The organism is Streptosporangium sp. NPDC006013 (genome assembly GCF_040614275.1).
GTDB lineage: Bacteria > Actinomycetota > Actinomycetes > Streptosporangiales > Streptosporangiaceae > Streptosporangium.
Genome location: NZ_JBEXUE010000067.1, coordinates 1 through 21,213, shown reverse-complemented (window position 1 = coordinate 21,213; position 21,213 = coordinate 1). Strand labels below are relative to the sequence as shown.

Here is a 21,213-nt window from a genome sequence, read left to right as displayed (position 1 = left end):
CAGGCGGGGCAGAGGGCGGGAGGTTTGCCGCCCGGTGAGGTTCGGCGGGCGAAACAGCCGGCGGTGGGCCGGGATGCCGGTGCCCGTCTTGAAACGCTCCCAAAATCCCATGTATGCCCTCGCCATCGGGTACCGAGACTTCTGCCATCCCACCGGACGGTACGAAGCCCCGCCCGGGGTGGCTAGTGCTCCGTTCCTCAAAGCAGGTCGCGAACGCGTGCCCGAAACCCCGAGGCTGTCGAGGTGGCCTTTCCGGCGTCCTGAGTCAACGTGGATCTGTGCGTCCGATGAGGAACGTCGCACTCGGCTTGACGCTGGAGTTCGGGGAAGCGAGCGATCCAGAGAGCTCGGACGGGCAGCGGTAGCATCAACTCCGGCCAGACTCTGCGCAGCATCGCGGCGTTCGTCACCTGGTCTCCTTCGAGTGGGACTTGGCGGCCGACATCCTCGGATCGAAGAGCTTCCTCATGGCCTGGCCAGGGTGAGAAGGCCGCAGCCGTAGGCTTTCGCTCGGCCGATGCCCGTGGTGAAGGCCGCCCAGAAGGCATCGGGGTCGGTGATCACGAGGCGGCCTTCGAAGCGCACCGGCGTCACGGTCACCTGCCCCTTGGCCCGACGCCCGCTCCCCCGAGGCAAGGTGTTGACCCGGATGTCCGCCTTCCCCGAACCGCTCTTTTCGATCAGGAAGCCGTGCCGATCGCCCTGCTGGTCGAGCCACTGGAGCTGCCCCTCGGGGTCGCTGATGGGAACGCGCTTGCCGCGCGGCCTGTCCGTTTCGGAAATCCGCTCGCTCGGGATGCTCCGGGTCGCGCTGGCGACCAGCCGGAACGAGAATCGACGGCCCGCATGCAGGATGTCCCGTATCTCGCTGAGGTCCCGGGTCCTGGCCTGCTCCGCAAGGTAACCCGCAGGCAGTCTGGACCAGACTGGCGGGGTCTCCGACTGCACGTAGAGCACGGGAGGTCGCCCGGGATCCGCGTCCCAGCGCCAGAGGACGCCGTGGGCCAGACGGCCGGGGCCTTCAGCCTCGCCAAAGCCCTCCATGACGCGTCGATGGACCTGCTGGAGGTCGGCCAGATCGCGCAGGACATCGGGAGAGATCAGGTTGGGGGCGAGGCGGCTCAGGTGCATGCCTGTTCCTTGAGACTGGGCAGCAGGTCGAGGGTAAGGGGCACGAAGTCCGTACGGACGTAGCGGGGGGCGAACTGCCGGTTGCCCCAGGCGAAGGAGACCGGATGGTCGTGCCGCAGGTGGGCGCTCGGGCTCGGCTCGCTGTCGCAGCTGATCCGGAGCATCTGTGGCTTCCCCGATTCGGCGTCGTGACGCGCTTTCCTGACGGCCTGCGCTCGCCGTTCGAGCCACGGGTGTTTCTTGATCGCCTCCGTGGCGGGCAGGTCCGTCAGCCCGAGGAACAGATCCGGTGGAGCGGCGAATGCCTTCCGTCCGAGGAAGAGCGGGAACACCGGCTTGGCGAGACCTTCCGCCGCCTGCTCGATGTGCTCGGCCGAGCCTTCCAACGCTACGAGGAAGCAGGCGTCGGCGAGGTAGTGCCGCTCGGAGACGATGGTTCGGGACGACTTGCCGTCGGTGGTGGGGACGTTCTGGGTGGTGTGATAGTCACGCTCCACCTGCCCCTCACGGTCACAGCGGACGGCCATGCCGAAGGCTGCCAGGTGCCTGATGTCACCGTCGCGGGGCACTCCGAGCGCGGCGGCCAGCAGGCCGACGATGCCTGACTTGCTGGGCTCGGTGCCGGTGTCACGGCGTTCGAAACGCGACTGCACTCCCCAGGACTGGAGCGGCGCGTCGAGGCCGAGCAGGAGCGTCGCGGTGCTCATGCCAGTGCCCGGGTGATGTCGTCGACCATCTCTGTCACCGTGCGGACCTGCGTCAGCTCGGTGTCCACCTTGGCGTCGATGGAGAGAAGCCGGGTGGCGACGATGTTCTCGTCCCCGTACGCGGTGGCGATCCGGTCGAACTGGCTCAGGAACGCATCGGCGGACGCCTGGATGATGCCCTTCTGGAAGGTGCCCTTGACCGGGTCGGCGAAAGCGTTCGCCAGGTTCCAGACACCGTGCCGGCGGACGACGGCCAGGATCAGCGAGGGCGGGTTGTGCGCGGCCATGGAGTTCTGCTTGCCGCTGGGGATCGCGTGAATGAACGCCTGAAGCCAGGCGCGAGCCGCCTGGTGGACGAGGTCGGGGTCTTCCGGCAGGTTCTTACTGAACTGCACCAGGTCCAGGTTGGCGTAGCGGTAGTAGCAGGCCGCGTTGAACTCGACGGTCCCGATCATGTCCGCGCCGCTGTCGCCGTCTCGCTGCAGATCGTCGACAGCGGTGAAGTAGTCGTACTCGCCCGCGACCGCATGGGTGGAGATGGCATGGGCGACCTGGCTGGCCGCGTCCACGCTAAAGTCTTTGTTGTTCGCGATCATGCGTCCGAACAGGGCGATGTCGACGGCCTTGGAGGCGTCGATCAAGTCGTACAGCCCGGCGATCTCGGTCTTCTTCTTGCTCTTGGCCTTGGCGGCGCCGGCCTTCGTCTCCTTTGCCTCCTTCGCCTTCTGCGGGACGAGGGCGAGCAGCGCGTCGTAGTTGCTGTCGCACACCTCCGCGAGGAGTTCCACCGCATTGGAGCGGAGGAAGAGCGAGTACTTGCTGTTGTTGTCCTTGTCGGTCGGCAGCCCCAGCTCCTCCAGGGCCGCACCGGCCACGGTGCGCGCCTCGGCGAGGTCGTGCCCCCGATCCGCGAGAAGCTCCGCGGCCTTGTCCGCGAAGTCCTTGCTCCGCTTGCCGGTGGTGATGCCGTAGTCCGGCAGGAGAAGGCGGGCCGACCTCTTGAGGCACTGGCTGGAGATCCGCGCCCGACGCACATCGCCGAAGACGGCCGACTTGGGCGCTCCGCTGTCGTCCCTGTTCAGGTTCGATGGAGCGAAGGACTGGAGGATGTGCAGTTCAATGATCATGATGTCTCCTCGTCGCCGGAGAGGCTGACGGATCGGGCGTATGCCGTGTGTGCCATGCGGTCGTAGTCGCGAAGCCAGCGCAGGCGGACGCTCTCCCCGTAGGTGAGCCCGTCATGACGGAACTGGGTGTTCTCCCAGTTGAGGACGTCACGGAGAAGCTGCGCGTAGTTGATCGAGACACCGTCGAGCAACGTGACGGCCTGGCGGAGATGGTGGTCGAGACCCGCCCGAGGGGATCCGAGCAGGACCTTGAGACGGGTATCCGTGGGACAGGAGTCGGCGTCGCCGTGCTTCTGCGCCCTGTACACGCCGAGGGAGGCTCCGAGGCTGCGGTGCGCGGAGGAGTGTTCGCGGTGGTCGGCGAAAAGCCCGGCAGTAAGGAAAACATCGGCCATCTGCTTTTCGGTGACCCAGTCCGGCAGTACGGCCAGGAGAGGCGAAACGGCTCCGACCGAGGGAAGCTGACCCGTCTTGTAACGGCGCAGCTCGGCCAATGCTCCCAGATCCCCCTTACCTCCTCTCGCCTGCACGAGTGCTTTGAGAGCACCGGCGAAACGCTCCGCCCACCGGTCGGACTGAGGATCGTCGCTGGTCATGCGGTCACTCCAGGGGCGGCATCGAATGTGGCGAGGGCTCTGCGGAGCCGGAATGTGACGGTGTTGGCCACCTTCGCGCGGATGGCGAGGTTCCGCGTGCTGGTGGTGCCGGTGGCCAGCATCCGGTTGAGCGCGCTGGTCGCGGCGGCCTCCACCGCACGCCTCCACGACCGCTTCGCCTCCTCGTACTCTCCCTCGGCCAGCAGGTGAGCCAGGCGGTCGTACTCGGGAGTGAGGGCGGCCCAGTAACTGGCGAGCTGGACCGGCCGCCAGTCTCTTTTCTTCTCCTCCTGGAGTTCGATGCGGGTCTTGAACTCGCCACGCAGCCGCCGCGCCTGCTCGAAGAGCAGGCTTCCCACCTCCTCAGCGGTACGGAGGGCGAACTCCAGGACGGTAGCGGCCTCCGTCTCGGCGGGGTCGAGCAGACGTGCGGGGAGCACGATGTCCTCCGCGGCCCAGGTGATGAGCTTGGACTGCTTGTTGACCAGGCCGTAGGCGGTGACCGGGATGAGCTGCGGCAGCTTCAGTCCCGCGGCCTTCTGCGTCTCCCTCAGCCACGCGAACGTCCTCGGCGGGACTCCGCCCCGGGGTTCGAGAGCGCCCGAGCGCGCGACCAGCGCGTTGGCACTCCGCCAGAGCGCCCGTTCCCGGTCGATCCGGAGCGGTGTCACCTTGTCGCTGTAGAACGCCATGTGCTGATCGACATGGCTGAGCTGGAATTCCTTGTGCAGGGAATCGCCGGGACAGATGACGACCTCGCCGATCGCGACGCTTCCATCCTCGTTCTGGGTACGGCGAAGCCAGACACGGCGCGACTGCCAGGTGAGCAGGGCGGTCCAGCCCGTTGGCACGACCGCCTTGCGGGGCATGGCCGAAAGCTGCGGGCGTTCCCACGCGGGGGCATCGCCGGCCAAGGTGTTCATCGGTCGCCGCCCTGGCTCGTACGCGGGGAGGTTGAGCATGAGGGTCTCGAAGACCGTCGTCCCTCTCACGAGAAAGACCGCTCCGCGAGCGCAGGGTGCGGCGGTCGATGACCTGTCCTGCGTCGCCCCCGGAGTCTTGGTCCCGCCCAGGTCGAATGCCTGCACGGTGACCAGCCAGCGAGCGGCTTCGGCGGGGGTGAGCGTCACGCGGGTGTCCGACGTCGTGTGGTCAAACAGGGTGACGTTGTTTCCGGACGATTTATAGGGCACCAACAGCGCCGCCGATTTGGGCTGGGCCGTCGCGAGCTCGCGGCACTGGTAGAACGGCTCGTCCCCGAACAAGTCGAACCGATGCCTCAGCGGCCCCAGGTAATCGAGGATCTGCTCGATGGGAAACTCTCTGGCCTGCCAGATCTGCTTCCAGACGGCGCCGTCAATCCGCTTGAGAGCCCGATGAAGCACGGCGATGGCCAGCCGGTAGAGAGCCGCTGTCATCGTGGGAGACTCTCCCCCGATCCCCGGCAGCTTGTCCGCCTGCCTGAACAGATCGATCAGGGAGACGTCGTCGGCTTGGCCGAGGATGGGAATCCACCGCTGGTCGACCAGGTTGAATGACTCCATGCTCCTGTTCCCAAAGAGTCCTGGATAGACAAAGAAAGATCTACGTGAGCAGGCTAGAGATCCCCGGCACGAAGAACCTTGAGAATGCCGAACCGCTCTGCCCGCTTGACGTGTCGACCCCAGCGCTGTATAGATCGGCCCCAACCCCACCAGGGGTGTGGACCAGAGTCGTGGATCGCACACGCACCCGAATCCGAACATGCCCCGCAGCGCGGGGGTCATGAAGGAGCCTTGGCTCCTTACCTCAGCTTGCTCGCCTGGAGTCCGAGGGTCTCGTCGTAGGTGACCTCGTAGCTCCCGATCTGAGCCTTGCCTCCTCGCAGGACGAGATCTCTGTGATCGCGGAGCCAGGGCGTCCACCGCCAAGCCGAGCAGGGTTCGCGGCCAAGCAGTTCCCTGGCGAACGCGATCGGCGTGGACACCGACAGCGACGACTGGATGAGCGCTTGCTCCATCCTGCGGTTGGGGCTCTTCTTCAGCGAGAAGTCATCGCCGCCCGTGACCGGGCGGACCACGCCTTCGCTCACCTCCTCCAGCAGGACGATGTTCACGGAAGGCAGGCCCAGGCGGGTCACCTGCGAGTCCTTCTCTTCGTTCTCGGCGAGCTCGGTCATCAGGTGCAGCTTGTCCCCATCAGGACCGGGGACGCACCGGTTGCCGGCCAGCAGTTCCTCGGCCTCGCGCTTGCTCGTTTCCTCCTCGACCGCCGCCGCATAGGCATCGATGTCCGCCGGGCCAAGGTTCGATGGCTTGTCCTCGCCGTAGACCTCCTCGGTCAACGTACGGATGTCGCCGGGCAGGTTGATCTCCGCTTGCCCCTTGTCCCGGAGGTTCTTCAACGCGTACCAGGACGCGATGAGCAGACGGGCGCCGTAAACAATCTTGCTCTCCTCCGGGAAGTCGACCGGATCGACACCCGTCACGCCGGTGACGACGAGCGTGGGGGCGACGAAGCCGCGTCTGGCCTCCAGTGCACGCTCGTGGCGGTGCAGACGACCGGCCCGCTGGAGAAGGAGGTCGATGGGCGCGTGGTCGGTGACCATGAGATCGAAGTCGATGTCGAGGCTCTGCTCGACCACCTGGGTGGCGATGACGATCTTTCTCTTGGGCCGCCTTCCCTTCTTCCCGAACAGCCGCAGCACCTGCCGCTCCAGCTCGTGCCGCCGGGCGTGGGGGAAGCGCGCGTGGAAGAGGATCAGGTCTCTCTTCGGGACGCGCGCCTTGCGTAACGCCCGGTAGAGCGACTGGGACCGGCCCACCGTGTTACGGATCACCGCCACGCACCCGCCGTCGGCGGTCACCGTGGCCAGCCACCGGGCCAACTCCTCGTCACTGTCGTGCACGTGGCCGAAGTCCAGGCTGACCGGGCTGTCCTGCGGCGGATCCGGCTGACGGCAGCTCAGGGCGATGGCCGTACCCCAGCTCACCAGCGGGTACGGCGCCTTGTCGGCTCCTGTGGGCTCAGCGGCCGGAAGGTTCCCCCTACCGGCACCTCGCTGCCAGGCCCTTATCAACTCCAGCCGTCGGCGAGACGGAAGCGTGGCGGACAGCAGCACCACCGGGACACCCTGACGGCCCAGCCACTCAAGGACCCGGTCGAGAATCGTGGACATGTAGAGGTCGTAGGCGTGCACCTCGTCGATCACGACCACCTTGCCCGCCAGGCCGAAGTGCAGGACGGCGTTGTGCCGGATCCGCAACCCGGCCCGGAGGATCTGGTCCACGGTGCCCACCCCGCAAGGAGCGAGAAGCCCCCTCCACCGGGCCGTGAACCACCGGGAGGCCGACACGTCCACCCCGGCGTCGCCGGTCGCCTTCCGGCCGTCCTGAGCGTGGATGCCGGACGGAGTGATCTGTGCGCGGACACGGGGGTCGTCCTGCGCGAGAAGCTTGAGGAACTCGTCGTTGAGCCCGGCCGCACCGTGCACCAGGTGAAGGAGTGCGTCCGAGGCCGAGTGCAGGCCGAGGAAGGTCTGCAGCCGGTCGAGCATCTGGTTGCTGGTCGCCTGGGTGGGGAGAGCGAAGAAGAAACCGCTCAGCCCGAGCCGCCGGGTCCACTCGGCCACGGCGTACTGCGCGATCTCGGTCTTCCCACCGCCCATCGCATCCTCGACGATCACGATGCCCGGCTCGTCGAACATGCCCTCGCCGGCCATCTCCATGACCGTCCGCTGGGCGGCGCGAGGCTGTGCGTCCTTGGGCAGGAGGTCCGGAAGCGCCCGCTGAGCGGGCCGCCACCGCGCCCACCCCAGCGCGTCGATCGCCTCCTCGGCCTGCTTCCTGCTGACCTTCACGTAGTCATCGAGATCGACCTCCACCCCGACGTACGGAAACAGCTGCTCGTCCGAGGCGATCCAGTCGCTCACGGCCGTCAGCCCGGCGAGAAGCACCGCACCGGGGACATCCGGCTCCCAGCCGGACAGCGACATGTCATCGATCCCCAGGCGCTCCGCAAGCTCGCCGAGCAACTGGTCACGGAGCTGTGCCCAGTCGGCCCCGCCCAGCACCATCCCGTCACCGCTGGCGTTCTTCAACAGGTCACGACGCCCCTGGTTGAAGAACTCACCGTGGTGACCACCGGCCGCGACAGCGAGCAGATCCGCCGTAGCAGGGGCGAGCCCGAACTGCCGAACGAGCCAGTCACGCAGATGAACATCGGTCATCAACCCATGCGGGACCTTCCCTCCCAGGGATTCCCAGAGCACCTGCGGAATCCGCGACGGCGCCTCTACGGGAAGCAGGTCGTCACGCTTCATCTGCCAGCACGAGCACTTGCCGATGTCATGCGCACCGGCGACGAACGCGATCGCCAGCCGTACGGCGGGCTCCTCAACCCCCTTGCCGAGCCTGCCACCAAAAGACCCCGGCAGCCCCACCTCAAGCAGTCGGAGCGCGACATGCGCCGTATCGATCATGTGACAAATCAACGGATGCGGGATGTCCCCCTTCCCCGCCTTCCCCCAGACCCAGCGCATCGCCCCTCCCACGGGTAGCCGGTCCATGACCGTGTGCGGGAGACCGTATTGCCCAGCACCGACATTTCCAGGACCGGAGCAACCCGTACGCTCAAAGAAGCCACAATGATCGACACAGCCCCCAGAATCAGCAGATCGCCTGGCTCCGCCCATCCCCGACAACTACGATCAAAATCGACGGCTCCTGCCGCATGCACTTGATAAAAAACCGGCCCCCACGCCCACAAGGCCGCAGCTCACGAAGTGTCGGCCCCGCACACGCGGGGGTGATCCCCATGAACGGTACGAGCTGCATTCAGACAACGCGTCGGCCCCGCACACGCGGGGGTGGTCCCAGGTCCCCCTCCGGACGCTCGGGTCGGGGCCTGTCGGCCCCGCACACGCAGGGGTGATCCGCTCGGCGAGGACTCGGATGAGTTCAAGCTGGCGTCGGCCCCGCACACGCGGGGGTGGTCCCTCCTTCGAGGGCGGGTCTGACGCCACCCAGATGTCGGCCCCGCACACGCGGGGGTGATCCGCCCTTGTAGGAGGCGACGGCGGCGTTTGCGGCATCGGCCCCGCACACGCGGGGGTGATCCGCGACAAGCGTAGGGAGCGCGGCCGCCATGGTGGTCGGCCCCGCACACGCGGGGGTGATCCCTCCCGAGGGCCATTTCCAGACGTCACCGCAGTGTCGGCCCCGCACATGCGGGAGTGATCCCGTGGGATCCCACTCCTTGCGATCCCGGCCGATGTCGGCCCCGCACACGCGGGGGTGATCCTCCTCGGGACGCCGGCGGCCTCGCAGCGCCGTTGTCGGACCCGCACACGAGGGGAATCCCCCTCAGTCGAACCATGAGATCGACAGTGGCGGGATGGAATAGAACGAACAGGTATCCGTTGTGATCATCTGTGTTCACGGATGCTCTGAGTAGGTGCGGCGGCACGGTATGGGGGAAGGCCGCGTCGCCGCACCAGCTTAGGGAATGCGGTGAGTTGTCCGGCGGGGTGGTCGCTGCGGTTGGATCACCAGGAGGGTGTCGCTGAGCACGGTGATCGTGATGGAGTCGGCCGTTGGGAACTCGCAGTAGAGCGCGATGGGGTAGACGGGAGGATTCCACCAGCGTTGGCCCCCGGCGAGCGGTTCGAGGTCTGCGACGCGGGCCCAGAGCAGGCCCGTGAACCGGCGGCCCTGCCGCTGCCACTCCTCTCCCCGTACCGGAGTCGTCACGAAAGGTCTGTTTGAATCGCGCTCGAACAGTAGGGCGTGGCCGTTGCGCAGGTCCGCTGCGGGCCGCACAGCGGGTCCTTGGTCATGGACACCCGTACGAGCGGCGATGTCCTCGATCTGGACGGTCATGGCCGCGTGTCCGGCCTGGCCGCGAGGATCAGCTCCACCACCCGCTCGGGGTGCTCGCTCCGCACGGCCTGCAGGTCGGACCCGTTGCGCAGGGAGATCAGGTAGCAGCCCGAACGTGGTCCGACGGTCACCACGGCCACACGCCGCCCTTCGGGGCCTATCACGGCCAGTTCGGGCGGATACCGGTCCATCCGCGACCGAGGATAAGGCCGATCCGGACAGATGAGGGCGTCCAGACGGTTGCCATAGAGCGAGAGACAGATCGTCTGATGGCGGCGAGCACGAATCCCCCGCTCGATCAGCAGTAGCTGCACGACCGCCAGCGCCCTGTCATGACTTTCCGCCGTGGCCTCATCGACCACCTCTTGAGATTCAGCCGGTGCCGTGCGCCGTATCACCCGTCCTCCAAAGGTCGAATCCGGAAAGCGAGCACTTGACCACTCGCTGTTACCGCGACCTTAGAAACGGTCAAGGGGTCTGCTGTGCACAGCTTGTGCACAGCAGACCCCTTGACACACCGACCCTTCAGACGGTCATGCGCCCTTGCAGCGCCCGCAGCGGTTCCGGAATCTTGCGATGGACTCGTACGAGCTGGCGGACCGTCTCCCTTGCCGAGGGGTGGAAGCGCGTCATCTGCGGCGCGGTCCGCTCGGCGTTGATCATGCGCTTGAGCGCCCTGTCGTTGTCGTTAACCCACAGATGAGCCCTTGCCATATCGATCTCGTGGTGCGCCCTGCGCTCGTCATTGTTGTCCGGTCCGGACAGGTCGACGCCTTGGTCCAGCCGGATGGCCTGATCGAAATCACCCAGTTCGACGGCCACCGCACACCCGTGAATTGCGGCATTCCCCGGGTTCATCTGCAGGCCGTAGGGGTCGCGACGATCTCTCGGGCTGATCCGTGCCGCCGCCTCGGTCGCGGTCCCGTGGTGCTCCCAGGCATCCACTGCCTTCCCCGCTCTCGCGGCGGTGATGGCCGCGTTCAGATGCAGCGCCCCAAAAACCTCCGTTGACACCGGGTTATCCTGATCGACTTTACTCATGGCCTGCTGGACCATTTTGAGGGCGACATCCCAGGAACCCATGGTCATCAGCAACCGTGCCCGGCCCAGGGTGACCACATGCGGCAGATATGGATCTTCCGCACGCTGCGCGGAGACCGTCGTTCGTTCCACCACGACCTGTGCCAGGTCGTTGTAGCCAAGGCGGCGTACCAGGGATCCAGCGAGCGCTTGAGCACGGTTGAGCAGACGCCAGGCACGAACCGTATCCAGTTCCATGACCTGAACCGTCAACTCCTCCAGGAGCGCAGGCAGCAGAGCGCCGAGCTGGGCGTACGACACAGATTTCTGAAGCTTCTGAAGCGCGACCACCTCAGCCGCCAACTCGTCGAGCGTTCGAGGAGGCATGCCCAGTTCGGGTGCGACGTCCACGTAGGCCAAGGCCACACGGATGGCGGGAATCGCCGCGTGCACGGCGTCACTGCGCTCGTCGGTGCCCCGGTACGGTTGCCCGTTGATCTCCGCCGGATCCACCGAGCAGGCCCGTGCGACAGCGGCGACGAGAGACGGGGTGGCGGGCCTGGCGCCCGACTCAACCTTGGCGATCAAGCTCCGAGAGACATGCGCGAGCCCGGCCAAGCCTTCCTGGGTAAGATTCCGAAGCTTCCGCGCCTTGGCTATCCGCTCCCCGGTGTGCTCGCTACGCTCGGCGTACGTCAGGTCAGGGTTCCAGTCTTGCCCGGTCATCTCGGTGCCTTCCTCGCGACTGCGCGGCGTCTCCACGATAACGAGCCACCCCTGTCAACGAGGGAAACATTCCCCTTCCGCCAGGCATTGACCGAGGCCAGCGCATCAACACGGGCAGCGGACAGATGAACAAAAACGATCTGGATACTCAATCAACCGGCCTGCCCCACTTGATAATCTTGCGACCCGCCTCAATCCCTCCCCGACTTCGCACGACCACGACGGCCACACTCAAGGTCGGTATCCTCCGCCGCACGCACTTGATAAAAAAATACGCTCTGCGCTCGCAAAACCCCAGCTCACGAAGCATCTGCCCCGCACGCGCGGGGGTGATCCCTCCCTCTGGATATGGACACACATGGGCCGGGTATCTGCCCCGCACGCGCGGGGGTGATCCACCGACAGTTGGGTCATAGTCCTGCGTAGTCGGGTCCGCCCCGCACACGCGGGGGTGATCCCACGAAGCTCTCGCCGTCGCTCCGGAAGATCAGGTCCGCCCCGCATACGCGGGAGTGTGATTCCACCTGTGGTAGCCAAAGGCCATCAACAGGACCCACCACCCAAGTCAGCCGACCCGTACCTGGATCGTGTGCCAGCCGGTGGCGCCGTCCGGGGCTACCGGGGCTCGGGCGGCGGTCTGGGTGTAGCCGGTGGCGTCGGTGGCGCGGACCTCGATGGTGTGGTCGCCGGGGGTGGCGTCCCAGTCGTCGAGGACCCACTGGCGCCAGGTGTCGGCGGTGGGGGCCTCGGCGAGGCGGGCCTGACGCCACTGGCCCCGGTCGACGCGGACCTCGACCGCGTCCACGCCCTTGTGCTGGGCCCAGGCGACGCCCGCGATGACGGTGCGGCCTGCGGAGATGCTCGCGCCGTCCCTGGGCAGGTCGATGCGGGACTCGGTCTTGACCGGGCCCTTGGCGGACCAGCCCCTGGGCGTCCAGTAGGCCTCGTCCTCGTCGAAGCGGGTGACCCTGATGTCGGTGACCCACTTGGTGGCCGAGACGTAGCCGTAGAGGCCGGGGACGACCTGGCGGACCGGGAAGCCGTGGTCGACGGGGAGCGCCTCGCCGTTCATGCCGAAGGCCAGCAGGGCGTCGCGGCCGTCGAGGACGACGTCGACCGGGGTTCCGGCGGTCCAGCCGTCGGCGGAGGTGCTGAGCAGCATGTCGGCGTTCTTGTGGACGCCCGCGTCGCGCAGCACGTCGGCCAGGCTGACGCCCAGCCAGCGGGCGTTGCCGATGTAGGGGCCGCCGACCTCGTTGGAGACGCAGCAGAGCGTGACGTCGGCCTCGACCACGGTGCGCTTCATCAGGTCGGCGAAGGTGAGCTCGACGGGGCGGTCGACCATGCCGTGGATCTTGAGAGTCCAGCTGCTCGGGTCCACCTGGGGGACGACCAGGGCGGTGTCGACCCGGTAGAAGTCGCTGTTCGGGGTGACGAACGGCGACAGGCCCTTGATCCTGAGGTCGACCCCGGCGGGCAGCGGCGCGAGGGGGGTCGCGGGCCTGGGCAGCGTGATGCCGTTGCGCGCCACGCTCACCTCGGCCCGCCCGGACAGCATCCGCCCGGCGACCCCGGCCACCCCGGCGACGGCGACGCCGCCGAGCACACCGGTCAGCAGGCCCCGGCGGTCGAACGCGCGCAGATCCCTCCCGGCCCGCATGACCGGCGGCGTGGCCGGCTCGGGCCGTTCCCCGGCCTCCGGCGAGCCCTGCTGCGCCGCCTCCTGCTCGATCTCCCACGGTCCGGCGCCGTGCGCGGCCCCCGCCGCCCCTGCGGCGCCGCCGGGCGTCGGGTGCCCCCGGTCGCCGTACGGGCCGGTCGAGGCGCCGGCGAGCTCTTCGACGGGCACGAGGGAGCGGCGGATGATCCGTCGCAGCGCGAACATGCCCGCACCGACGCCGACCACGGTCGGCAGGACGTCCGCGAGCCCGGCCTCCGGCCGGGTCAGCACCGCGACGACTCCGACAAGGCCGAAGGCGGCCAGGCCCGCCAGGCCGTACCGGACGTCGCGGGCGGCGGCGATGCCCAGCGCGGCGGCGATGAGCGCCATGACCACGAAGATCCCGCCGAGCAGCACGACCTTGTCGTTCTCACCGAAGGTGCGGATCGCCCACTCCTTGAGCACGGCCGGGGTGAGGTCGACCGCCGAGTTGCCCACCGCGACGATCGGAAAGGCGGAGGGGTTCACCAGGCCCGCGACGAGCAGGGAGACCCCGACCGCCACCGCGCCGGACACCAGGCCGATCAGCGCCGCGGCCCACGAGGGCATGCGCCTGTTGCTCTGCATACCTCCGACGCTACGCCCATCGGCGAGCGGGGATCTTACGCCACGATTACAGGCCGACTCGAACAGTCGCCCCTGGTCATCGCCTGCTCCCCGGACGGGCTCCGCCGAGGAGCACGAGATCGTCGCCCCCCAGCGTGAGCCGCACCGCGAACCACGAGATCGTCGTCGCGGCTCTCTCGTACGGGCTCCGCCAGGGGCCCCCAGCACGAGCCTCACTGAAGCCGCAGCTCTTTCGAAGGAGCGTCAGACGAGCATCTCGGCGAGGATGGGGGCCAGGGCGCGGAAGGCGCGGCCCCGGTGGCTGATCGCGTCCTTCTCCGCGGCGGACAGCTCGGCGGTGGTCCGGGTCTCGCCCTCGGGCAGCAGGATCGGGTCGTAGCCGAAGCCGTTGACGCCGCGCGGGGTGTCGATGATCACGCCGTGCAGCGCACCCTCGGTCACCCGTTCCTCTCCGGAGGGGAGCGCCAGCGCGGCGGCGCAGGCGAAGTGCGCGCCCCGGTGCTCGGCGGGCACGTCGGAGACCTGGGCGAGCAGCAGGTCGAGGTTGGCCAGGTCGTCGCCGTGCTTTCCGGACCAGCGGGCGGAGAAGATGCCCGGCATGCCGTTCAGCGCGTCGACGCAGAGGCCGGAATCGTCGGCGATCGCCGGCAGGCCGGACTGCCGGGCCACCGCGTGCGCCTTGAGCAGGGCGTTCTCCGCGAAGGTCAGGCCGGTCTCGGCGACGTCGCCGATCTCGGGGAACTCCTCAAGCCCGACGATCTCCACCGGGACCTCGGCGTCGGCCAGGATCCGGCGCAGCTCGGCGATCTTCCCGGCGTTCCGGGTGGCGAGGACCACGCGGGGCCTGCCCGTATCGCTCTCGTGCACAACGGCCCCGCTCATGACCAATCCCCTTGCCTCGAATTCGGTCACACCCTACCCACCCAGGCGGAAAACGCTTATGCCAGGGCCTCCCGCTGCAGGCGGGTGAGCTCCGCGCAGCCGGCCGCGCCGAGGTCGAGCAGTTCGTCGAGGGCGGCGCGGTTGAACGGCTTGCCCTCGGCGGTGCCCTGGACCTCGACGAACTCGCCGGAGCCGGTCATCACCACGTTCATGTCCGTCTCGGCGGCGACGTCCTCGGTGTAGCAGAGGTCGAGCAGCGGCGTCGAGCCGACGACGCCGACGGAGACCGCCGCGACCGAGTCGACCAGCGGGTCGGCGCCGCACATCTTCCGCTTGCGCATCCAGGCGATCGCGTCGACCAGCGCCACGTACGCACCGGTGATGGCGGCGGTGCGGGTGCCGCCGTCCGCCTGGAGCACGTCGCAGTCGATGACGATCGAGTTCTCGCCGAGGACCTTGTAGTCGACGCAGGCGCGCAGCGAGCGGCCGATCAGGCGGGAGATCTCGTGCGTACGGCCGCCGATCTTGCCGCGTACCGACTCGCGGTCGTTGCGGGTGTTCGTGGCGCGCGGCAGCATGGCGTACTCGGCGGTGATCCAGCCCTGACCGCTGCCCCGGCGCCAGCGCGGCACGCTGTCCTGCACGGAGGCGGCACAGAGCACCCTGGTGCCGCCGAACTCGACGAGCACCGAACCCTCGGCGTGCGTGATCCAGTCGCGGGTGATGGTGACGGGGCGGAGCTGATCGGGAGAACGTCCATCTGCACGAGCCATGCAGTTCACCCTAGGTCATACCGGACCCCGCTTCGTGCGAGTTCCATCCGCCCGCCGAACCCACCGCGAGAGGCGTCCTCCCTGACCCGGTCGTGGTCGTTCCAGGGCACCAGGTGGGTCAGTACCAGGGTCTCCACGTCCGCCCTGGCCGCGTGCTCGGCCGCCTGGCGGCCGCTCAGGTGCAGGCCGACGGGGAGTCCTGGCCGGTCGAGGTGTGACGCCTCACACAGGAACACGTCGACCCCCGAGGCGAGCTTGACCAGTTCGGCGCTCTCACCGGTGTCGCCCGAGTAGGCCACCGAGCGCCCGCCATAGGAGACCCTGAACCCGTAGGTCTCCACCGGGTGGTTCATCAGCGCGGCCGTCACCTCGAACGGGCCGACCTCGAACGTTCCCGGCGTCAGCCCCACGAAGTCGAAGGCCGACTCCAGCCGCGGCTCGTCCGGCATCGCGTAGGCCGCGTTCAGGCGCCGGCGCGCGTCCGCGGGCGCGTACACCGGCACCCTGGGCAGCGGCCCCTCGGGCGAGTAGGTGCGCACCACGTGGTACGGGCAGATGTCGAGGCAGTGGTCGGCGTGCAGGTGCGACAGGCAGATCGCGTCCACGTCGTACAGGCCGATGTGCCTCTGGAGTGCGCCGAGCGCGCCGTTCCCGAAGTCCAGCAGCATGCGGAACCCCTCCGCCTCCAGCAGGTAGCAGGAGGAAGGGCTGTCAGGGCCGGGAAAGCTTCCCGAGCACCCGATGATCGTCAGTTTCACGGCGGCCTCCACTGTTTTTGCGGCGCTGCGCGTCGCGGGCGCCGGTGACCGGTGTCCGCCGCTCCCGGGCGCTCCCCTACGGAGCGCCGGAGCACTGTTACGCGCGATGTCCGTTGTTTGAAACATCACCCACCAGCGCCGCCTCGACCGCCTCGATCTCCGGTCCGAGGAACCGTCGTCCGAGGTCGGCGAAGAGGTCCGCGTCTCCGGTGGCGCGGAAACGGTGTCTGGGCGCGCCCCCTACGGCGGCCAGACCCCGGTCGTGCAGGATGCGGTACACGTCCTTGGCCGTCTCGTCGGCGCTGGACACCAGCGTGACGCCGTCTCCCACCACGTAGGAGATCGGCCCGACGAGGAGCGGGTAGTGCGTGCATCCCAGGATCAACGTGTCGCACCGGTCGGCGAGCACCGGCTCCAGGTACTCGCGGATGACGGCGATGAGCTCCTCACTCATGGTCTCCCCGCGCTCGACGAACTCCACCAGGCGCGGCGCCGCCACCGTGGTCAGCCGGACGTCGGGGGCCGCGGCGAACGCGTCGTGGTACGCCATCGACTCGATGGTGGCCCTGGTCCCGATCACCCCGACCCTGCCGTTGCGGGTGGCGCGTGCGGCACGGCGGGTGGCCGGCTGGATCACCTCGACGACCGGCACGTCGTAGCGCTCGCGGGCGTCGCGGAGCACCGCGGCGCTGGCGCTGTTGCACGCGATCACCAGCATCTTCACGTCGTGCTCGACGAGGTGATCCATCACCTCCAGCGCGTAGGCGCGGACCTGCGCGATGGTCTTGGGGCCGTACGGCTGCCTCGCCGTGTCCGCCACGTAGAGGATCGACTCGTTGGGCAACTGATCGATGATCGCCCGAGCCACCGTGAGGCCGCCGACACCACTGTCAAAGATTCCAACGCTTGCTTGCGACACAGTTCCCAAGGCTAGGCGACCTGGGTCGATCGAACACGGTAAGAATCCTCACACCGCCGATTGCCGACTCAGCCGTGTACTTTTCCGGTCTCGCCCGACCGGCCCCGCGAGGGTCAGCCCCGCCCGACCCTGGCCAGCTGGCGGGACTGGGCGACCAGGCGGCCGGTGGAGTCCCAGACCTCGACGTCCTCGTCGAACCAGCCGTCGCTGATCAGCCTGCCTCCGCCGATGAGGGTCAGCCAGCCGGGAGCGGGCAGGGCGCGCAGGTGCCAGGTGAGGTCGACGGTGGGGGCCCAGCCGCGCTCTCCGGCGGAGAAGACCACCGGCGGCAGGCAGTCCACGGCCAGCGCCAGCACGTACGGGTCGGGATCCTGCGGCTCGGCCATCCGGAAGTAGGCGCGGGCCTCGGGGCGGCCGCTGGGCCTGCCGTCGAGCCAGCCGATGGTCGGGGGGTCGAACGCCAGGTCCATCTGGGCGTTGAGCGTCATGTTCGACTCGGTCTTGGGGGCGGGCAGCCGGAGGCACTGCTCCATCGGCGGCATCGCCACCGAGGGTCCGTCCGTCCAGTCGGGGGCGGCGCCGCCGAGGGTCGCGGTCGTGACGAGGGACTCGATGATGGAGTCGCCGTCCCTGACCAGGCTGGCCCGGGTCATCGTGGCGGTGCGGCCGGTCTTGATCTGCTCCAGGCGCACCTGCGCGGGGCCGGGGACGGCGGCGCGCAGGAACTGGGCACTGGTGGTCACCGGGTGCTCATGGGGGGAGGCGTCCACGACCGCGCGCAGCAGCACGGCCATCAGGTAGCCACCGTTGAGGGGGCCACCGATCGAGTATCCGGGGTCGAGACACACGTCGTAGGTGGTCTCGTCCACCCGAATGGCCCCTGTCGCCTCGTCGAACTTCGTCATCCACGCTCCCGAACCTTGTTCTAGACGGCTCACTTTACCTACTCCCCGCCGCCTTCGCCTCCCCGGCCCCCCGGACGCTCCACCACCCGGGCCGCCCCCAAGCCGGACCCGGGCCCGAAATGAGGCCGAGGGCACCCGAGTCGCAAGATTCCCCGCGGTTTCCCGAGCCGCCCAGGGTGGTGGAAAGGTCGAAGCCCACAGGAAGAAGGACATGACGATCACCTGCGGAAATAGCGTGGTAAGACCTGGCGAATCCCCAGCAAGCTGACTCAATCCCGCTTAGATGCACCAATCACATAGTTAGTTCAATGCAAGCGGGTTGCTAGCAAAGTGCACTAACTTCTCCATATCCACGAAGTCCACATTGTGAGTGATCATGCCTGCCAACAATCCCCCAGACCAGTCGCCCACGCCGGATCAGCAACCCGACAGGACGATCGCCTACCGTTGGAACGAGGGCGCGCAGCGAAGCGACCAACCACACACGCAGGTCTACCCCCAGAACGGCCAGCCCGGATACACCCAGCCCCAGCAGGGCTACCAGCAGGGGCAGCCCTACCCGCAGCAGGGCCAGCCCCAGCAGAACCCCCAACAGGCGTACGGCCAGCAGAACTACGGGCAGCAGAACTACGGCCAGCCGACCGCCCAGCCCTACGGCCAGCAGAACTATGGGCAGCAGAACTACGGCCAGCAGGCCGGTCAGCCCTACGGCCAGCAGCAGGCGGGGAACTGGCAGCAGGGCCCCGACTTCCTGGGCGCCGGACAGCCGACCGGAACCCCGCCCCGCAAGGGCGGTAAGGGCTGGTTGCTCGCGGCGATCGCCGCGCTCGTGGTGGTCCTCATCGGCGGTGGCGGTGTCTTCGCGGTCAGCCTGCTCAGCGGCGGCGGCACGCAGCCACACGACGTGCTGCCCGCCAACGCCATCGGCTACGTACGCCTTGACCTCGACCCGGCCGCGAACCAGAAGCTGGCGCTGTTCGGCATCGCCAGGAAGTTCACCGCCACCAAGGACTCCTTCACCGGCGACGACCCGCGCCAGGCCATCTTCGACCTGCTGAAGAAGGAGTCCGGCAGCCTCGGCAAGGTGAACTACGCCACCGACATCGAGCCGTGGCTCGGCGTCCGCGTCGGCGTGGCCGCGCTGCCGCCGGCCAAGGGTGCCAAGGAGCCCGGTGTCGTGGTGGCCGTCCAGGTCACCGACCAGGACAAGGCCAAGGCCGGCATCGCCAAGCTGATGGGCAAGGAGAAGTACGGCATCGCGTTCCGCGACGACTACGCGCTGCTCAGCCCCACCCAGGCGGAGGCCGACCAGGCCGCGGCCGCCGCGCCGCTGTCGGGGAACGCCAACTTCTCCGACGACCTGAGCGCACTCGGCGAGACCGGCGTGCTCTCCTTCTGGGCGGATGCCGGCAAGATCGCCCAGCTGGCTCCCGAGCTGGCGTCCCAGGACCCCGCCACCCTCGCCCAGATCAAGAACGTCCGGGTGGCCGGCGCCCTCCGCTTCGACAGCGGGTACGTCGAGCTCGCGGGCATCAGCCGCGGCGCCCAGAACCTGGACATGGGCACCCCCGAGGCCTCCAAGATCAGCACGCTTCCGGCCTCCACCGCCGGCGCGGTCTCGATCTCCGGTCTCGGCGAGGTGATCGGCAAGCAGTGGACGCAGCTCATGAAGTCGGCCACCACGGCTGGCAGCAACGCGCAGCAGCTCGTCGACCAGGCCCAGCAGCAGTCCGGCCTGGCGCTCCCCGACGATCTGGTGACACTGCTCGGCAAGAACATCACCCTCGCACTGGACGCAGGCGGCCTCGACAGCGACCCGAAGTTCGGCGCGAAGATCGTCACCGACCCGGCCAAGGCCCAGGAGGTCGTCGGCAAGATCGAGAAGTACCTTGCCGGCACCGGGACGGCCGTTCCGCAGCTCGCCAAGGTCCCCGGTGACGGCACCTTCGTCCTGGCCAGCTCGCCGGAGTACGCCGCCGAGCTCGACAAGGACGGCGCCCTGGGCGACAGCGAGACCTTCCAGCTCGCGATCCCCAACGCCGACGAGGCGACCTTCGCCGTCTTCGTCGACCTGGACAAGATCGAGAAGCTCTATCTCGAGGGCCTGCAGGGCGACGAGAAGGCCAACCTTCAGGTGCTGCGCGGCGTGGGCGTGAGCGGCACCCAGTCGGGCAGCGAGGCGACCTTCTCGCTGCGGCTCCTGCTCAACGATTAGCTCCCCGGCGGGCTCCCGCCGGGGACCGGTTCCCCTCGGGGACGATGAAGGGCGGGCGTCCCACCGGGACGCCCGCCCTTGTCGTTCACCTGTCATCCGGCGTCCGGTCCCGCGCCCGCCGATCCGATTCCCGCGACAGGCCTCAGCCCGGCCCCGTACCCACCGGCCCCGTGCCGTTCCCGCCGCAGGCCTCACGGAACCCGCCGCCCCGGCCCGCCGCGGAAACCTCGCATCAGGCCCAGAGCTGGCCTTCGAGCCGCTCCTCGGCCTCGTCCAGCGTCCCCTCGTAGGCACCGGTGGACAGGTACTTCCAGCCGCCGTCCGCGACCACGAAGACGATGTCGGCCCGTTCCCCCGCCTTGACGGCCTTGGCCGCCATGCCGAGCGCGGCGTGCAACGCGGCTCCGGTGGAGACCCCGGCGAAGATGCCCTCTGCGGCCAGCAGTTCCCGGGTGCGCCGCAGCGCGTCGGCGGAGGAGACGGAGAAGCGCGTGGTCAGGACCTCGGCGTCGTACAGCTCGGGGATGAAGCCCTCGTCGACGTTGCGCAGGCCGTACACCAGCTCGCCGTAACGCGGCTCGGCGGCGACGATCTTCACGTCGGGGACGTGCTCGCGCAGGAACCGGCCGACGCCCATCAGGGTGCCCGTGGTGCCCAGACCGGCCACGAAGTGGGTGACGGAGGGCAGGTCCGCCAGGATCTCCGGCCCGGTCGACTCGTAGTGCGAGCGCCAGTTGGCCGGGTTGCCGTACTGGTAGAGCATCACCCAGTCGGGGTTCTCGGCGGCCAGCCCCTTGGCGACCCTGACCGCCTCGTTGGAGCCGCCCGCCGCGGGCGAGGAGATGATCTGCGCCCCCCACATGCGCAGCAGCTGGCGGCGCTCCTCGGAGGTGTTCTCCGGCATCACGCAGATCAGCTGGTAACCCTTGAGCCGGGCGGACATCGCCAGCGAGATGCCGGTGTTGCCGCTCGTGGGTTCGAGGATGGTGCAGCCCGGCTGGAGGAGCCCGTCCTTCTCCGCCTGCTCGATCATCCACAGCGCCGGACGGTCCTTGATCGAACCTGTCGGGTTGCGGTCTTCGAGCTTGGCCCAGATCCGCACGTCCTCCGAGGGCGAGAGCCTGGGCAGGCCGACCATCGGGGTCCGGCCTACCGAGTCGATCAGTGAGTCAAAGCGCATGGTGTACGGCTTCCGCCTCTGTAGTCCTACCAATGACAGCGAGGTGCGCCCCCCCGCCCGCGGGATCGAGCGTGGCGGGGGGGGCCCCGCCCGAGGGAGAAGGCCACCTCAGTACAAAACAGACAAAAC

General features: G+C 68.3%; 17 protein-coding genes and 1 CRISPR repeat array. Of the genes, 1 reads left to right on the top strand and 16 read right to left on the bottom strand.

The window, feature by feature from the left end:
- Window positions 1-465 precede the first annotated feature (465 nt).
- The 15 genes from cas6e to ABZ260_RS13370 all read right to left on the bottom strand — a co-directional run bounded on the left by cas6e (window position 466) and on the right by ABZ260_RS13370 (window position 17,689).
- Complete coding sequence (gene cas6e / locus ABZ260_RS13440) at window positions 466-1,131, bottom strand: type I-E CRISPR-associated protein Cas6/Cse3/CasE (protein ID WP_355616467.1); 666 nt, start codon at window positions 1,129-1,131, stop codon at window positions 466-468.
- Window positions 1,122-1,838: a type I-E CRISPR-associated protein Cas5/CasD gene (gene cas5e, locus ABZ260_RS13435; protein ID WP_355616465.1), complete on the bottom strand. Its 717-nt coding sequence runs from the start codon at window positions 1,836-1,838 to the stop codon at window positions 1,122-1,124. The genes cas6e and cas5e overlap by 10 nt, the downstream gene beginning before the upstream one ends.
- Entirely contained in the window at window positions 1,835-2,965 is a 1,131-nt protein-coding gene (gene cas7e / locus ABZ260_RS13430; RefSeq protein WP_355616463.1) for a type I-E CRISPR-associated protein Cas7/Cse4/CasC, read from the bottom strand. The genes cas5e and cas7e overlap by 4 nt, the downstream gene beginning before the upstream one ends.
- Complete coding sequence (gene casB / locus ABZ260_RS13425) at window positions 2,962-3,561, bottom strand: type I-E CRISPR-associated protein Cse2/CasB (protein ID WP_355616461.1); 600 nt, start codon at window positions 3,559-3,561, stop codon at window positions 2,962-2,964. The genes cas7e and casB overlap by 4 nt, the downstream gene beginning before the upstream one ends.
- Window positions 3,558-5,105 (bottom strand): type I-E CRISPR-associated protein Cse1/CasA, encoded by a 1,548-nt coding sequence (casA, locus tag ABZ260_RS13420; protein ID WP_355616459.1) that lies wholly within the window; start codon window positions 5,103-5,105, stop codon window positions 3,558-3,560. Before casA ends, casB begins: the two co-directional genes overlap by 4 nt.
- A gap of 239 nt (window positions 5,106-5,344) precedes the next feature.
- Complete coding sequence (gene cas3 / locus ABZ260_RS13415) at window positions 5,345-8,080, bottom strand: CRISPR-associated helicase Cas3' (RefSeq protein WP_355616457.1); 2,736 nt, start codon at window positions 8,078-8,080, stop codon at window positions 5,345-5,347.
- A 245-nt stretch (window positions 8,081-8,325) separates the two neighbouring features.
- Window positions 8,326-8,902: direct repeats of the CRISPR family, unit length 27 nt; unit sequence TCGGCCCCGCACACGCGGGGGTGATCC.
- 136 nt (window positions 8,903-9,038) lie between these two features.
- Entirely contained in the window at window positions 9,039-9,419 is a 381-nt protein-coding gene (locus ABZ260_RS13410; protein ID WP_355616455.1) for a hypothetical protein, read from the bottom strand.
- Window positions 9,416-9,781, bottom strand: coding sequence for a hypothetical protein (locus ABZ260_RS13405; RefSeq protein WP_355616453.1), 366 nt, complete (start codon window positions 9,779-9,781; stop codon window positions 9,416-9,418). Before ABZ260_RS13405 ends, ABZ260_RS13410 begins: the two co-directional genes overlap by 4 nt.
- Window positions 9,782-9,944: 163 nt before the next feature.
- On the bottom strand, window positions 9,945-11,201 hold the full coding sequence (locus ABZ260_RS13400; RefSeq protein ID WP_355616451.1) for a helix-turn-helix transcriptional regulator: 1,257 nt from the start codon (window positions 11,199-11,201) through the stop codon (window positions 9,945-9,947).
- 529 nt (window positions 11,202-11,730) lie between these two features.
- Window positions 11,731-13,452, bottom strand: coding sequence for a molybdopterin-dependent oxidoreductase (locus tag ABZ260_RS13395; protein ID WP_355616449.1), 1,722 nt, complete (start codon window positions 13,450-13,452; stop codon window positions 11,731-11,733).
- A gap of 243 nt (window positions 13,453-13,695) precedes the next feature.
- Complete coding sequence (rdgB, locus tag ABZ260_RS13390; RefSeq protein ID WP_355616447.1) at window positions 13,696-14,334, bottom strand: RdgB/HAM1 family non-canonical purine NTP pyrophosphatase; 639 nt, start codon at window positions 14,332-14,334, stop codon at window positions 13,696-13,698.
- Between the two features lie 56 nt (window positions 14,335-14,390).
- Entirely contained in the window at window positions 14,391-15,107 is a 717-nt protein-coding gene (gene rph / locus ABZ260_RS13385) for a ribonuclease PH (RefSeq protein ID WP_350924802.1), read from the bottom strand.
- 5 nt (window positions 15,108-15,112) lie between these two features.
- Window positions 15,113-15,865, bottom strand: coding sequence for an MBL fold metallo-hydrolase (locus tag ABZ260_RS13380; RefSeq protein ID WP_355616445.1), 753 nt, complete (start codon window positions 15,863-15,865; stop codon window positions 15,113-15,115).
- Between the two features lie 97 nt (window positions 15,866-15,962).
- Entirely contained in the window at window positions 15,963-16,784 is an 822-nt protein-coding gene (gene murI, locus ABZ260_RS13375) for a glutamate racemase (protein ID WP_355616443.1), read from the bottom strand.
- Window positions 16,785-16,897: 113 nt separating this feature from the next.
- Window positions 16,898-17,689, bottom strand: coding sequence for a thioesterase family protein (locus ABZ260_RS13370; RefSeq protein WP_355616441.1), 792 nt, complete (start codon window positions 17,687-17,689; stop codon window positions 16,898-16,900).
- A 376-nt stretch (window positions 17,690-18,065) separates the two neighbouring features.
- Between ABZ260_RS13370 and ABZ260_RS13365 the strand changes: the two genes are divergently transcribed.
- Window positions 18,066-19,904, top strand: a complete 1,839-nt coding sequence (locus ABZ260_RS13365) for a DUF3352 domain-containing protein (protein ID WP_355616439.1) — start codon at window positions 18,066-18,068, stop codon at window positions 19,902-19,904.
- A gap of 232 nt (window positions 19,905-20,136) precedes the next feature.
- On the opposite strand, the gene ABZ260_RS13360 is transcribed toward ABZ260_RS13365, so the two are convergent.
- On the bottom strand, window positions 20,137-21,084 hold the full coding sequence (locus ABZ260_RS13360; RefSeq protein WP_355570016.1) for a cysteine synthase: 948 nt from the start codon (window positions 21,082-21,084) through the stop codon (window positions 20,137-20,139).
- Window positions 21,085-21,213: the final 129 nt, after the last annotated feature.

Bases quoted from the DNA above. Each gene is read 5' to 3' on its own strand.
- cas7e (WP_355616463.1), bottom strand. From the start codon at position 2,965: ATGATCATTGAACTGCACATCCTCCAGTCCTTCGCTCCATCGAACCTG.
- ABZ260_RS13410 (WP_355616455.1), bottom strand. From the start codon at position 9,419: ATGACCGTCCAGATCGAGGACATCGCCGCTCGTACGGGTGTCCATGAC.
- casA (WP_355616459.1), bottom strand. From the start codon at position 5,105: ATGGAGTCATTCAACCTGGTCGACCAGCGGTGGATTCCCATCCTCGGC.
- ABZ260_RS13395 (WP_355616449.1), bottom strand. From the start codon at position 13,452: ATGCAGAGCAACAGGCGCATGCCCTCGTGGGCCGCGGCGCTGATCGGC.
- cas6e (WP_355616467.1), bottom strand. From the start codon at position 1,131: ATGCACCTGAGCCGCCTCGCCCCCAACCTGATCTCTCCCGATGTCCTG.
- ABZ260_RS13365 (WP_355616439.1), top strand. From the start codon at position 18,066: ATGCCTGCCAACAATCCCCCAGACCAGTCGCCCACGCCGGATCAGCAA.
- ABZ260_RS13370 (WP_355616441.1), bottom strand. From the start codon at position 17,689: ATGACGAAGTTCGACGAGGCGACAGGGGCCATTCGGGTGGACGAGACC.
- cas5e (WP_355616465.1), bottom strand. From the start codon at position 1,838: ATGAGCACCGCGACGCTCCTGCTCGGCCTCGACGCGCCGCTCCAGTCC.
- ABZ260_RS13360 (WP_355570016.1), bottom strand. From the start codon at position 21,084: ATGCGCTTTGACTCACTGATCGACTCGGTAGGCCGGACCCCGATGGTC.
- cas3 (WP_355616457.1), bottom strand. From the start codon at position 8,080: ATGCGCTGGGTCTGGGGGAAGGCGGGGAAGGGGGACATCCCGCATCCG.
- rph (WP_350924802.1), bottom strand. From the start codon at position 15,107: ATGGCTCGTGCAGATGGACGTTCTCCCGATCAGCTCCGCCCCGTCACC.
- rdgB (WP_355616447.1), bottom strand. From the start codon at position 14,334: ATGAGCGGGGCCGTTGTGCACGAGAGCGATACGGGCAGGCCCCGCGTG.
- casB (WP_355616461.1), bottom strand. From the start codon at position 3,561: ATGACCAGCGACGATCCTCAGTCCGACCGGTGGGCGGAGCGTTTCGCC.